Origin of the sequence: Halomarina litorea (assembly GCF_024227715.1) — an archaeon.
GTDB classification, from domain to species: Archaea; Halobacteriota; Halobacteria; order Halobacteriales; family Haloarculaceae; genus Halomarina; species Halomarina litorea.
Genome location: NZ_CP100448.1, coordinates 933913 through 945796, shown reverse-complemented (window position 1 = coordinate 945796; position 11884 = coordinate 933913). Strand labels below are relative to the sequence as shown.

15 protein-coding genes are annotated in these 11884 nt (G+C 70.9%); 7 read left to right on the top strand and 8 right to left on the bottom strand.

Features of this window, described 5'->3' with window-relative positions; genetic code table 11:
* Positions 1–10: 10 nt before the first annotated feature.
* On the top strand, positions 11–1372 hold the full coding sequence (gene purB / locus NKG96_RS05165; protein ID WP_254537402.1) for an adenylosuccinate lyase: 1362 nt from the start codon (positions 11–13) through the stop codon (positions 1370–1372).
* A gap of 13 nt (positions 1373–1385) precedes the next feature.
* Here the strand turns inward: purB and NKG96_RS05160 are convergent, their stop codons facing one another.
* Positions 1386–2465: an endonuclease/exonuclease/phosphatase family protein gene (locus NKG96_RS05160; RefSeq protein WP_254537401.1), complete on the bottom strand. Its 1080-nt coding sequence runs from the start codon at positions 2463–2465 to the stop codon at positions 1386–1388.
* Positions 2466–2602: 137 nt separating this feature from the next.
* Here NKG96_RS05160 and NKG96_RS05155 point away from each other — a divergent pair, with 137 nt between their 5' ends.
* Positions 2603–3244: a phosphoribosyltransferase gene (locus NKG96_RS05155; protein ID WP_254537400.1), complete on the top strand. Its 642-nt coding sequence runs from the start codon at positions 2603–2605 to the stop codon at positions 3242–3244.
* Positions 3245–3286: 42 nt separating this feature from the next.
* Complete coding sequence (locus NKG96_RS05150; RefSeq protein ID WP_254537399.1) at positions 3287–3499, top strand: zinc ribbon domain-containing protein; 213 nt, start codon at positions 3287–3289, stop codon at positions 3497–3499.
* A gap of 15 nt (positions 3500–3514) precedes the next feature.
* Here NKG96_RS05150 and NKG96_RS05145 read toward each other — a convergent pair whose 3' ends face one another.
* The 7 genes from NKG96_RS05145 to NKG96_RS05115 all read right to left on the bottom strand — a co-directional run bounded on the left by NKG96_RS05145 (position 3515) and on the right by NKG96_RS05115 (position 9541).
* Positions 3515–4567, bottom strand: coding sequence for a M20 family metallopeptidase (locus NKG96_RS05145; RefSeq protein WP_254537398.1), 1053 nt, complete (start codon positions 4565–4567; stop codon positions 3515–3517).
* A complete protein-coding gene (gene dapF, locus NKG96_RS05140; protein WP_254537397.1) occupies positions 4564–5415 on the bottom strand; it encodes a diaminopimelate epimerase in 852 nt (283 codons plus the stop codon). Before dapF ends, NKG96_RS05145 begins: the two co-directional genes overlap by 4 nt.
* Positions 5412–6641 (bottom strand): diaminopimelate decarboxylase, encoded by a 1230-nt coding sequence (lysA, locus tag NKG96_RS05135; protein ID WP_254537396.1) that lies wholly within the window; start codon positions 6639–6641, stop codon positions 5412–5414. Before lysA ends, dapF begins: the two co-directional genes overlap by 4 nt.
* Positions 6638–7471 (bottom strand): 2,3,4,5-tetrahydropyridine-2,6-dicarboxylate N-succinyltransferase, encoded by an 834-nt coding sequence (locus tag NKG96_RS05130; protein WP_254537395.1) that lies wholly within the window; start codon positions 7469–7471, stop codon positions 6638–6640. Before NKG96_RS05130 ends, lysA begins: the two co-directional genes overlap by 4 nt.
* Positions 7468–8217: a 4-hydroxy-tetrahydrodipicolinate reductase gene (gene dapB, locus NKG96_RS05125; protein ID WP_254537394.1), complete on the bottom strand. Its 750-nt coding sequence runs from the start codon at positions 8215–8217 to the stop codon at positions 7468–7470. The genes NKG96_RS05130 and dapB overlap by 4 nt, the downstream gene beginning before the upstream one ends.
* A complete protein-coding gene (dapA, locus tag NKG96_RS05120; RefSeq protein ID WP_254537393.1) occupies positions 8214–9125 on the bottom strand; it encodes a 4-hydroxy-tetrahydrodipicolinate synthase in 912 nt (303 codons plus the stop codon). The genes dapB and dapA overlap by 4 nt, the downstream gene beginning before the upstream one ends.
* A gap of 233 nt (positions 9126–9358) precedes the next feature.
* Positions 9359–9541 (bottom strand): hypothetical protein, encoded by a 183-nt coding sequence (locus NKG96_RS05115; RefSeq protein ID WP_254537392.1) that lies wholly within the window; start codon positions 9539–9541, stop codon positions 9359–9361.
* Positions 9542–9653: 112 nt separating this feature from the next.
* Here NKG96_RS05115 and NKG96_RS05110 point away from each other — a divergent pair, with 112 nt between their 5' ends.
* The 4 genes from NKG96_RS05110 to NKG96_RS05095 all read left to right on the top strand — a co-directional run bounded on the left by NKG96_RS05110 (position 9654) and on the right by NKG96_RS05095 (position 11883).
* Positions 9654–10151: a LabA-like NYN domain-containing protein gene (locus NKG96_RS05110; RefSeq protein WP_254537391.1), complete on the top strand. Its 498-nt coding sequence runs from the start codon at positions 9654–9656 to the stop codon at positions 10149–10151.
* A gap of 53 nt (positions 10152–10204) precedes the next feature.
* Positions 10205–10666 carry a PUA domain-containing protein gene (locus NKG96_RS05105; RefSeq protein WP_254537390.1) on the top strand — a complete coding sequence of 154 codons (462 nt, stop codon included), beginning with the start codon at positions 10205–10207 and terminating at the stop codon, positions 10664–10666.
* A 90-nt stretch (positions 10667–10756) separates the two neighbouring features.
* Positions 10757–11164, top strand: coding sequence for a nascent polypeptide-associated complex protein (locus NKG96_RS05100; RefSeq protein ID WP_254537389.1), 408 nt, complete (start codon positions 10757–10759; stop codon positions 11162–11164).
* Positions 11161–11883: a methyltransferase domain-containing protein gene (locus tag NKG96_RS05095; RefSeq protein WP_368409282.1), complete on the top strand. Its 723-nt coding sequence runs from the start codon at positions 11161–11163 to the stop codon at positions 11881–11883. The genes NKG96_RS05100 and NKG96_RS05095 overlap by 4 nt, the downstream gene beginning before the upstream one ends.
* Position 11884 lies beyond the last annotated feature (1 nt).

Sequence of the window (11884 nt, the reverse complement as noted above, 5' to 3'; positions counted from 1 at the left end):
ACGACGGAGTATGCGTACCGCACTCGACGCCGTATCGCCGCTGGACGGGCGGTACTCGGACTACACCGCCCCCATCGCCCCGTACGCCAGCGAGGCGGGCCTCATGCGTGCCCGGGTCCACGTGGAGGTGGAGTACCTCGTCGCCCTCGCGGACCTCGACGCGACGCCCCTCGAACTCGCAGACGACGAGCGTGCGGCCCTCCGCCGACTGTACGAGGAGTTCGACTTCGACGACGCCGCTCTCGTCAAGACCATCGAGACGGAGGGCACCGAACAGTTCGCCGCGACGAACCACGACGTGAAGGCCGTCGAGTACTTCATCCGCGACTCGTTCCCGCAGTACGCGCCGTGGATTCACTTCGGCCTCACGAGCGAGGACGTGAACAACCTCGCCCAGCGACTCCTCGTCGCAGACGCCGTCGAGGAGGTGCTGGTGCCCTCGCTGCGCGACCTGCGGGACACGCTGAGCGAGATGGCCCGCGAGTACCGGGATCTGCCGATGCTCGCGCGCACGCACGGCCAGCCAGCGACCCCCACGACGTTCGGCAAGGAAATGGCCGTCTACGCCGCCCGTCTGGGCCGGGCGCTCGCGGACATCGAGTCGACCGACCTCGCCGGGAAACTCGCCGGCGCCTCCGGGACGTACGCGGCCCACGCCGCCGCCTACCCGGACGTGGACTGGCGGACCTTCTCCCACGAGTTCGTCGAGTCGCTCGGGTTCGAGCACGTCCCCCTCGCCACGCAGGTCAACCCGTGTGACGACCTCTCGGCGCTGTTCGACGCCTTCCGGCGGGCCAACCAGATACTGGTGGACATGGACCGCGACGTCTGGCTCTACGTCTCGAATCGCTACCTCGGACAGGAGACGACCGAGGGGGAGACGGGCAGTTCGACGATGCCCCACAAGGTCAACCCCATCGACTTCGAGAACAGTGAGGGGAACCTCTCGAAGGCCAACGCGGACCTCGCGTTCCTCGGCGAGTACGTCACCACCTCTCGCCTCCAGCGTGACCTCTCGGATTCGACCGTCAAGCGCAACGTCGGGAGTGCACTCGCCCACTGTCTCATCGGCTACGAGAAGGCCGCGAACGGACTGGAGAAGGTCGTCCCGAACGAGCACGTGATGCGCGAGGACCTCGAATCGAACCCGGCGGTCGTCGGCGAGGCGGTCCAGACCATCCTCCGTCGGGAGGGCTACGCCGACGCCTACGAGTCCGTCAAGGCCGCCACCCGGGGCCGGGAGGTCACCATCGAGGACTTCCACGACATGTTCGAGGACCTCGACGTGGACGAGTCCGTCCGCGAGGAACTGTACGCGCTCACCCCCGAGGGGTACATCGGGTTGGCGAGCGAACTGGTCGACGACTGCTGAGCGGGTCTCCCGTTCAGAGGCCGAGCGTGGCGACCACGCCCGCGTGGTCCGATGGCCAGACGCGGGTCCCGTCGCCCGCCGCGACCCGGTCGCTCGTCCGCGACCCGACGCGGGCCGCCTCCCGCGCGTCTCCCGCCCGGTAGAACACGCCGTCGACGCGTCTGCTCAACAGCGACTCCTCGTTCCTGAGGTCCGCCGCCTGACAGCAGGTCGGACCGGGCGTGCCGCTGTCGGCGTCGGCCCACGCGTCCCGATACGACCGGGTCAGCAGGCCGTAGGTCGCGTCGCCCGGCGGGGCGTTGAAGTCACCGAGGAGAATCGTCGGGTCGCCGGTGGACCCGAGGTCCCGCCGGAGTTCGTACGCCTGCAGGTAGCGCACGACCGCGGAGGCGGCTTCGAGGTGCGTGTTCACCGCGGTGAAGCGCAGGCCCCCCGACTGGAGGCGGGCCAGACAGTACCCCCTGTGGACCGTCACGAGCGTCCCGTCGCCCGCACGGAAGGAGAGTCGATAGCGGTAGCGGCGGGCGTCCGTGGCGCGCACGTCGACTCCCCGTCTGACGAGGAGGACGTCGCGGTCGGTCAGGCGCACGTCGAGCCGGCGGCCCTCGCCCTCCGCCGGGAACTCCTCGTCTGCGGTGACGACGCTCGCGGCGACGTGGTACTCCCCTCCGAGTCGCGCTTCGAGCGACGCGAGGAAGTCGTAGTCGACCCGCGAGGCGTTCGGGTCGCCGCCCGCGTGGTCGCTCGGCTCCTGCGTCCGGACGAGTGCGACCTCCTGCAGGCCGACGACGGAGGGTCCGTTCGCCAGTATCTCGGCGGCGATGGCGGCGAGACGCGTCTCGACGGCGCTCGCGGACAGTTCCGCGTAGCGCTCGTAGACCCGCCGCGGGTCGAGGTCGAGGCCGGACTCGAACAGGCGAAAGAGGTCGGTGCCGACGTAGCAGTTGCGTGTCATCGCCGTGACCGGTCCCGTCGCACCGGAGCCGACGCCGACGAGCGTTCGACCGCCCAGCAGGAGGCCGCACGCGGCCGCCGACCCCCGTAGGAGCGCGCGCCGCGAAGTCCCGCCGGTCGTGGAGTGTGTGGTGTCCATGAGTCCCCTCGTTCGCGTGGGGGTACAGCATGTCCGACGATAAACACGACTGGTCGGACACACACGCGTTCGGGACTGTCAGGGGTTCGCGCGGCGGGTTCATCCGCCGGGGTGTGCTAGTACCACCGTGAGACGCGATGTTCAGAGACCGCACCGACGCAGGTGAGCGCCTCGCCGAGACCCTCCGGGAGCGAGGGGTGACGGCCGACGTCGTCCTGGCGGTGCCGCGCGGCGGCCTCCCGGTCGGACGGGTCGTCGCGGACGCCCTCGGCCGCCCGCTGGACGTGGTCGTCGCCCGGAAACTCGGCGCGCCCGGCAACCCCGAACTCGCCATCGGCGCGGTGGGGGCTGACGGCGCGACGTGGCTGAACGACGACCTCCTCGACCGCCTCGGCGTCGGCGAGGGGTACGTCGAACGAGAGCGCGAGCGACAGACCGCGGTCGCCCGCGAGAAACGCGAGGCGTACCAGCCAGAGCCCGTCGACCTCGCGGGGAAGTCGGTGCTGATCGTCGACGACGGTATCGCGACGGGCGCGACGACCATCGCCTGCGTCCGGGCCGTCGAGGCGGCGGGCGCGAGACGCGTCGTCGTCGCCGTCCCCGTCGCCCCGCCGGAGTCCGTGGCGCTGTTGCGACAGGTCGCCGACGACGTGGTCTGCGTCGAGACGCCGTTCGTCTTCGGGGCCGTCGCCCGGTTCTACGACTCGTTCCCGCAGGTCTCGGACGACGAGGCGCGTGCGTACCTCGACCGCGGACGGGTCGACCCGGCCGCCCCGTGACCACCTGAAAATATTTACCGACCTGTCACGAACCGCGAGTGTATGCCCTCCAACAGCGACAGCGGCTGTCCGAAGTGCGGACACGGCGAGGTCGACGTCGGCGAGATTTCGACGACGGGAAGCGGCCTGAGCAAGATGTTCGACATCCAGACGAACAAGTTCAAGGTGGTCTCCTGTACGAACTGCGGCTACTCGGAACTGTACCGCGACGTGGGGTCGGGCGGGAGCGACCTCGCGGACATCTTCTTCGGCTGAAAGGTTCGATACCTTTCAGAACGCCGCCAGCACGTCGCCCAGTATCGTCGCCGCCTCCTCGACCTCTGCCCGCGAGACGTACTCCCGTTCGGCGTGCGCGACGGGTCCTACCTCGTCCGAGAGCACCCCCGGCCCGAACACCACGGTTGGAGCGGGCGCGAAGTACGACGCCTCCGTCGCCGCCCCGAAGGGACGCACGTCGCCCGCGCCGGCCCCCTCGAAGGCAGCCACGAGGGAGTCGTCCGGGTCGGTGGCGAACGCTTCGAGGAAGGGCGTCTCGCGTTCGGTGAGCGCGAACGTCGCGTCCACGTCGGGTGCGGTGGCGGCGAGGTGGTCGTTCAGCGCCGTCTCGAACCCCTCTGCCGTCTCGGGCGGGACGCTCCGGCGGTCGACGTCGACCCGACACGCGGCGGGAATCTGGTTGATGGCCTCGCCGCCGGCGATACCCGTGGGGGTGAGCGTCGGCCCGCCCAACTGGTCGTGCGTGCCGGGTCCGTGTTCGGCGTCGAAGGTGCGGAGCGCCCGGAGGACCCCCTCCGCGCCCGCGACGGCGTTGACGCCCGACTCGGGGTGGGCGGCGTGGCCCGCCTCGCCCCGTATCGTGACGGCCCCCTCGAAGCGCCCCCGTGCGGCGGTACAGACGTCGAGACCGGTGGGTTCGCCGACGATGTAAGCGTCGCCGTCGAGAGAGAGGGCGTCGGCTCCGGCGGAGGTGGTCTCCTCGTCGGGCGTGACGGCGAGCGTGAGGCGGTAGTCGGGGTCGGCGGCGAGAAAGGCGTCCACGAGAGTCGCGAGCGGTCCCTTCGCGTCGCAGGCCCCGCGACCGCGGACCGTGTCGCCGTCACGGGAGAACGGGACGTGCGGCGGGACGGTGTCGAGGTGCGTGTTCAACACGAGGTGGAAGTCGCCCTCGCCCGTCGAGGCGAGGACGTTCCCGGCGCCGTCGACCCGCGGGTCCGCGCCGTTCTCGTCGAGGGTTCCGACCAGCAGGTCGCGCATCCCGTCGACCGACTCGTGAGAGGGCGTCCGGACCGCCCGCTCGTGGAAGGCGAGCGGGTCGAAGCTCATCGGGTGTGCGGAACGGGGAGTTCGCCCTCGAACTCGCGGGCGACGGGGCCGCGGAGGTAGGCAACGCCGCCGTCCAGCGTGACCGTCAACTCGCCGCCCGGCGGGGTGACGGTGACGGCGTCCCCGGCGGCGACCTTCCCCAGTTCGCGGGCGACGGCGACGACGGCGACCGCACCGGTGCCGCAGGCGTCCGTCTCGCCCTCGACGCCGCGTTCGAAGGTGCGCTGGCGGAACCCGCCGTCACCGTCGGGGCTGGCGAGGGTGACGTTCGCGCCCTCGGGGAAGACGTCGGCGTGGCGGACCGGCGGCGCGACCGACTCGAGGTCGACCGCGTCCACGTCGTCGACGAACGCGACGGCGTGCGGGACGCCCGTGTTCACGGCCGAGACCGTCAGGCCCTCCACGTCCTCCTCCAGGAGCGACCCCTCGCGGTCGGGGGCGAGCGGGACGGCCTTCGGGGTGAACGTCGGTGGCCCCATCTCGACTTGCACGGAGTCGCCGTCGAGGACGGCGTAGCGGGTCCCTGCCGGAGTGTCTATCATCACCTCGTGGCTCCCGGTGCGCTCGGCGGCCCACTGGGCGGCCACCCGCGCGCCGTTGCCGCACATCGCGGCGGTCGAGCCGTCGGGCTGGACGAGCGTCATGACGACCCGCGGCGGGTCGAAGGCGTCTTCGAGCGCGAGAAAGAGGACGCCGTCCGCGCCGACCCGCTCCGAGGAGCCGTACTCGACGCCCGTCTCGCGGTCGCAGTGCTCGACGGCGAAGCCCCGTCGGTCGGGGACGGATGCGTTCGCGTCGACGACGATGAAGTCGTTGCCGGTGCCGTGGTACTTCTCTACAGGAATCATGTGTGGTAGTTGGGTTCGAGTCGCGTGAGGTCTGCGAGCGTCTCGCGGCGGGCGACCGTCCCGCCGTCGACGGTGACGACGGCCGGTCGCGGCCGGGAGTTGTACTGGCTCGCCATCTCGTAGCCGTACGCTCCCGCGTTGCCCACCGCGAGGAGGTCACCGCGTCGTGGTTCGGGGAGAGAACGGCCCTCCCCGAGGATGTCCGCCGTCTCGCAGACCGGCCCCGCGACGAGGCAGGTCGTGGCCTCGCGGTCGGCGGCGTCCGGCGCGAGGCAGTCGATGTGGTGGTACGCGCCGTACAGCGCCGGGCGAATCAGGTCGGTCATGCCCGCATCGGCCCCGACGACGGTGGTCTCGGGCGTCTCCGTGGTCGCCGTCACCCGTGTCAGGAGGACGCCCGCGTCCGCGACGACGTAGCGCCCGGGTTCGACGGCGAGGCGGGCGTCGCAGTCGAACGCCTCGCGGGTCGTCTCCGCCACCGAGTCGAGGTCCAGCGGCGGTTCCTCGGGCCGGTAGGGGACGCCGAAGCCGCCGCCGACGGCGACGAATTCGAGGGACCCATCCTCGCCCACCTCGCCCGCGAGCGCCGACATCCGCCGGACGAGTTCCTCGTGGGCCGAGAGGTCCTCGCCCATGATGCCGCTGCCCGCGTGGGCGTGGAGGCCGACGAGGTCGCCCACGTCGCGTGCGGCCTCGCAGAGCCCCGGCGCGCGGTCGTAGGGCACGCCGAACTGCGGGGCGTCGCCGGTCGTCACCTTCGCGTGGTGGCCTGCGCCGACGCCGGGGTTGACCCGGACACAGAGGCGGCCCTCGTAGCCCCGGTCTGCGATTCGTTCGAGCGTGTCGCGAGAGTCGACGGTGACGGTCAGTTCCGGGTGCTCGTCGGCCCACTCGACGACGGCGTCGAGGTCACGCCCCGGCGGGTTGACGGCCGTGTAGCGCACCTCGCTCGCGGGGAAGCCCGCGTCGAGGGCGCGCCGGACTTCCCCGGCGGAGGCGCACTCCGCTCCGAGGCCCGCCTCGCGGACGGTTTCGAGGACGGTCCGGGTCGTGTTGGCCTTCACCGCGTAGTGCACGTCCGATGCGGGGAACGCCCCGAGGAGACGGTCGCAGTTCTTCCGGACGCGGTCGGGGTCGAGGACGTACAGCGGTGTGTCGAACTCGTCGGCGAGCCCCCGCAGTCGGGGGGCGTCCCACTCGTCTAGCCGCCGTACGTCGCCGCTCATTCCCGGAGCGCCCCCTCCCGTTCCGTGGCTTCGAGGGTCTCGTCCTCGATGTGCGTGGCGACGACGGCCGGCTTGTACGCCCCGCCGTCGAACAGGTCGTGGTCGCCGACGCTCGACTCCACGTAGCGGATGAACGCCCGGCGTTCTGCTGGCAAGTGCCCGTAGACGACCTCCTCCTCGACGAGGTCGTAGACGGGGATGCGGGGCGTGAGCAGGGTGTTCTCGCCCACGATGGAGTCCTCGCCGACGACGAACCCGCTCGTGACCCGGCAGCCGGCACCGAGCGAGACGCCGTCCTCGACGACGACGGGCGCGCTCTCGACCGGTTCGAGGACGCCGCCGATGAGCGTGTTCGCCCCGAGTTTCACGTCGCTCCCTATCTGCGCACACGACCCGACGGTGTCGCAGGAGTCCACGAGGGTGCCGTCGCCGACGTGCGCACCCACGTTGACGAAGGCGGGCGACATGAGGATGGCGTCGCTCCCGACGTACGCCCCTCGACGGATGACGGTGCCGTCGGGCGTGTTTCGCGTGCCGCGACGGCCGAGGTCCGCGGTGTCTCGGAGGGGGAGCACGTCGTGGTAGGTCACGTCGCCGTACTCCCGGGCGCGGGTCTCCCGGAGCGCGAAGTTCAGCAGGATGCCCCGCTTGACCCACTCGTTTGCCTCCCACTCGCCGCCGCGCTTCTCGGCGGCACGCACCTCGCCCGCCTCCAGCGCTTCGAGGAAGGCGTCGAGCGTCGTCAAATCGTCGAGGCCGGCGTCGGCCGCCGTGAGGCCGTCCTCGCGGCGCGCCCACAGGTCGGCGACGTCGGATTCGAGGGCGCTCACGCGGCGAGCACCTCCCCGAAGTCGTACCAGCCGGCGTCACGACCCGCGACCCACTCCGCGGCGTCGAGTGCGCCCGCCGCGAACACCCCTCGCGACTCGGCGCGGTGGGTGAGCGTGAGCACCTCGTCGTTGCCCGCGAACAGCAGTTCGTGTTCGCCGCGCACGTCGCCCGCGCGACGGACGTGGACGCCGATTTCGCCGTCCTCCCGGGGCTGGATGCCCTCCCGACCGTGGGTCCGACCGGTCGTCTCACCCGCTTCCTCGACGGTTTCGAGGAGGCGTTCGGCGGTTCCGCTTGGCGCGTCTCGCTTGCCGTTGTGGTGCGTCTCGGTCAACTCGATGTCGTACCCCGGCAGCGACTCGGCGGCCTCGCGGACGAGCGAATCGAGGACGCTCACGCCCCGCGAGAAGTTCGGCGCGTACAGGACCGGAACCTCGTCGCTCGCCCGGCGCAGGGCCTCGACCTGTTCCTCGGAGAAGCCGGTGGTGCCCGTCACCAGTGGCACGCCCGCCTCGGCGCAGGCGGCGGCGTACTCGACGCTCGCCCCCGGCGCGGTGAAGTCCACCAGCGCGTCCGGCGACTCGCTAGTCAGGACAGCCGCGAGGTTCGAGGCGGGGGAGGCGTCGAACCCCTCGATTCGTTCGCTCGCCCGCGAGACGGGGAGCGTTTCGGTACCGCGTTCCCGGGCGGCGCCGATGACCGCCTGGCCCATCCGGCCGGTCGCGCCCGTGACAGCAACCCTCATGGTCGCGGTTCGACCTCGGGGGTGGTAGCGCTGTCGAGGGCCGCAAGAATCGACGCTAACTCCTCCCGGTTGGCCTCCGAGAGCGGCGAGAGCGGCGGACGCATCCGGTCGGACATGTGCCCGCGGATGCCGAGGGCCGTCTTGATGGGGATGGGGTTGGTCTCGGCGAACAGCGCGCGGTTGAGCGGCCCCAGTTCGTGGTGGAGGTCGCGGGCGCGGCCGTAGTCGTCTTCCAGTGCCGCGCCGACCATCGCACAGACTCGCTCGGGTTCGACGTTGGCGGTGACGCTGATACAGCCCGCCCCGCCGAGGGCGATGACGGGGAGCGTGAGGGCGTCGTCGCCCGAGAGCACCGAGAACGCCTCGTCGCGCGTGTGTTCGACGACCTGCGTGACGCGGTTCAGGTCGCCGCTGGCGGCCTTGTAGCCCACGATGTTCGGGTGGGAGGCGAGGGACGCCGCCGTCTCGACGGCGATGTTCCGTCCCGTCCGCCCGGGGACGTTGTAGATGACCTGCGGGAGGTCGACTTCGTCTGCGACGGTCCGGAAGTGCTCCTCCATGCCCGCGGGTTCGGGGATGTTGTAGTACGGCGAGATGAGCAGGAGGCCGTCCGCGCCCGCGTCGGCCGCCCGCCGGGAGAGTTCGAGTGCCTCGCGCGTCGAGTTCGACCCGGACCCGGCGACGACGGGGACGTCCACCGCGTCGGCCACCGTCTCGATGACCTCGATGTGTTCGTCGTGGGTCATCGTCGCGCTCTCGCCGGTGGTGCCGACGGGCACGACGCCGTCGACGCCCGCCTCCTGCAGGCGTCGGGCGTTGGCCGCGAGTGTCTCGTGGTCGATACCGTCGTCGTCGTCGAAGGGCGTGGTGAGTGCCGGGAACACGCCGGTGTAGGGTTCGTACGTCATCGTGTGGTGTGTCGTGGGTCGTGGGTCGTATCGCGTGGACGCTGGTCGCATCGCTGTCCGTGTACCGAGAACAGGCCCGAGACGGGACGCCACCCCGCCGTGGACCAGACGCTACGCGCGTTTAGCAGAAGTCGCGCCGCCCCCGACCGTGGCGATGGGGTGCATGGCCGAACGACGGTACCGCGTGAACTTAGGGGTTGTGACCCGCACCAATACCTGCCAGCGGTCCGACTTTAGTGTCCGACACCCGCGAGCGGTCCCGCTTCCTCGGCGTCGACGGCGGCGACGACGAAGTCCACGAGGTCGGTCGTCGAGTGGTCCCCGGCGAGGTGCGCACGGAGCGAGCCCTCGACATCGTGTTCACAGTGACACAGCGGACACATCAGAGCCGACCGGTAGAGTCTCACCTCGTTCATGACTGATGGTAGCAAGTGACGAGCTAAAAGCTTCACGTCGGTTCCCGGCGCGCCGGTGCGCCCCGGCGCCTCGAAGCCGAAGCGCTATCCGCCGGGCCACCAGAGAGGGCGTATGCCACCGCTGCACCCCGACCAGCGCGTCGCGGTCCTCGCCGACGCGCGGAACCTCTATCACACCTCTCACAGCCTCTACTCGCGGAACGTGGACTACGCGTCGCTGCTCGACTCCGCGGTCCAGAACCGCAGGCTCGTGCGCGCCATCGCCTTCGTCGTCCGCGCGCAGGCTCCCGAAGAGGAGTCCTTCTTCGAGGCCCTGCGCGACATCGGCTTCGAGGCGAAGATCAAGGACCTGAAGACCTTCGGCGACGGGACGAAGAAGGCCGACTGGGACGTCGGTATCAGTCTCGACGCCGTCACCCTCGCCCGGCACGTCGACGCCATCGTCCTCTGTACGGGCGACGGGGACTTCGCCCGCCTCTGCTCGCACGTCCGCCACGAGGGGACGCGCATCGAGGTGATGGGCTTCCGACAGTCCACCGCGAGCGAACTCATCGACGCCGCCGACTCCTTCATCGACCTGAGCGAGGACACGGAGCGCTACCTGCTGTAGTCTCGCCGACCGCGCTTCGACGTGTCTTTACCCGCCCGGCGGCAGGCGGGCACATGAACGACGACGAGCGGGCGCGCCTGCGGACCGTCGCGGACTACCAGTTCGGGGCCGGCGCGGGCGCCGCGCTCTTCCCCGACGACGAGTCCCTCGACGTGTTGCGCTCCTCGACGGGCCGTCCACAGCAGGTCCGGACCGACGACGGCACCAGGGTGGTCTCCTACACCGTCGAGGGCAGGTTCACGCTCGGAATCGCCGGCGGAAGGCGGCTCCTCGCGGACCTCGGCCGCCCCCGCGTCGAGGTGGGCGACGAGAGCGGCCCGTTCGTCCGCGACGGGAAGAACGCCTTCGCGAAGTTCGTCCGCGAGGTCGACGGCGACGTCCGGCCCGGCGACGAGGTGCTCGTGACCTACGACGGCGACCTGCTGGGCGTCGGCCGCGCCGAACTTCCCGCGGCGGGGATGCGCGACTTCGAGACGGGCGTCGCCGTGAAGGTACGCGAGGGAGCACCCGCGTAGCCCGGGGCGGGACGCGACCTCCGAGAATCTGGAGACGAATCCTGCACCAAGTGCGCTGGCTTTTTTAGCAGGCATTACCACCGTCCACCTATGTTCGGAGGAGGCGGCGGGCTCGACCCGCGCAAGATGAAGCAGATGATGGAGCAGATGGGTATCGACATCACGGAGCTCGATGCCGAGGAGGTAATCATCCGGACCCCCGACGAGGAACTCGTCTTCACGGGTGCGGACGTCCAGCGGATGGACGCACAGGGACAGGCGACCTACCAGATCGTCGGGGAACCGGAGTCCCGGCCACGCGGTGCGGGCGGCAGCGACGCCCCGGCGGTCGAGAGCGGAGGGGCGGACGCCGAGGCCGACGCCGGCAGTGACGGCGACATCCCCGAGGCGGACGTGGAGATCGTCGCCCAGCGGACGGGGTCGACGAAGGAGCAGGCGCGCGAAGCCCTCGAGGCGGAGGGCGGCGACCTCGCGGCCGCCGTCTCGCGCCTCGAGTGATACTTCTCGTCCGAGGCAACCGGGAGTACCTCCTCGCGCCCGGCGCGACGCTGGAGACGGACCTCGGCGTGCTGGAGGTCCCAGAGAACGTCGAACCGGGCGACACCGTCGAGACGCACCTCGGCGAGTCGTTCGACGTCCGCGCCCTGCGCGGCCCGGACCTGTTCAACCACCTCGACCGGACGGGCGCGCCGATGATGCCCCGCGACATCGGTCTCGTGATGGGCCACACGGGAGCGACCGGCGGCGACCGGGTCCTCGACGCGGGCACCGGGACGGGCATCCTGTCGGCGTACCTCGGGCGTGCCGGCGCGGAGGTCGTCACCTACGAGCGCAAAGCCGAGTTCGCCGACGTCGCCCGCGAGAACATGGAACTGGCCGGCGTCGCCGACCGCGTCGAGGTCAGGACGGGCGACCTCACCGAGGACCTCGACGCGCTCGTCGAGGAGTCCTTCGACGTCCTGACCCTCGACACGGAGGACGCCCCGAGCATCGTCGACCGCGCGCCGGACCTGCTGGTCCCGGGCGGGTACCTCGCCGCGTACGTCCCGTTCGTCGAGGGTGCACGCGACGTGGTTCGGGCCGCCACCGAGGCCGGCCTGCAGGAGGTGACGACGTTCGAGACCATCCAGCGCGAGATGGACTTCGACGAGCGCGGGTCGCGCCCGTCGACGGCGGGCGTCGGACACACGGGGTACCTCGTCTTCGCCCGAGCGTAGC

Excerpts from the sequence above, each read along its gene's own strand:
- purB (WP_254537402.1), top strand. The coding sequence starts at position 11 with ATGCGTACCGCACTCGACGCCGTATCGCCGCTGGACGGGCGGTACTCG.
- NKG96_RS05160 (WP_254537401.1), bottom strand. The coding sequence starts at position 2,465 with ATGGACACCACACACTCCACGACCGGCGGGACTTCGCGGCGCGCGCTC.
- NKG96_RS05155 (WP_254537400.1), top strand. The coding sequence starts at position 2,603 with ATGTTCAGAGACCGCACCGACGCAGGTGAGCGCCTCGCCGAGACCCTC.
- NKG96_RS05150 (WP_254537399.1), top strand. The coding sequence starts at position 3,287 with ATGCCCTCCAACAGCGACAGCGGCTGTCCGAAGTGCGGACACGGCGAG.
- NKG96_RS05145 (WP_254537398.1), bottom strand. The coding sequence starts at position 4,567 with ATGAGCTTCGACCCGCTCGCCTTCCACGAGCGGGCGGTCCGGACGCCC.
- dapF (WP_254537397.1), bottom strand. The coding sequence starts at position 5,415 with ATGATTCCTGTAGAGAAGTACCACGGCACCGGCAACGACTTCATCGTC.
- lysA (WP_254537396.1), bottom strand. The coding sequence starts at position 6,641 with ATGAGCGGCGACGTACGGCGGCTAGACGAGTGGGACGCCCCCCGACTG.
- dapB (WP_254537394.1), bottom strand. The coding sequence starts at position 8,217 with ATGAGGGTTGCTGTCACGGGCGCGACCGGCCGGATGGGCCAGGCGGTC.
- dapA (WP_254537393.1), bottom strand. The coding sequence starts at position 9,125 with ATGACGTACGAACCCTACACCGGCGTGTTCCCGGCACTCACCACGCCC.
- NKG96_RS05115 (WP_254537392.1), bottom strand. The coding sequence starts at position 9,541 with ATGAACGAGGTGAGACTCTACCGGTCGGCTCTGATGTGTCCGCTGTGT.
- NKG96_RS05110 (WP_254537391.1), top strand. The coding sequence starts at position 9,654 with ATGCCACCGCTGCACCCCGACCAGCGCGTCGCGGTCCTCGCCGACGCG.
- NKG96_RS05105 (WP_254537390.1), top strand. The coding sequence starts at position 10,205 with ATGAACGACGACGAGCGGGCGCGCCTGCGGACCGTCGCGGACTACCAG.
- NKG96_RS05100 (WP_254537389.1), top strand. The coding sequence starts at position 10,757 with ATGTTCGGAGGAGGCGGCGGGCTCGACCCGCGCAAGATGAAGCAGATG.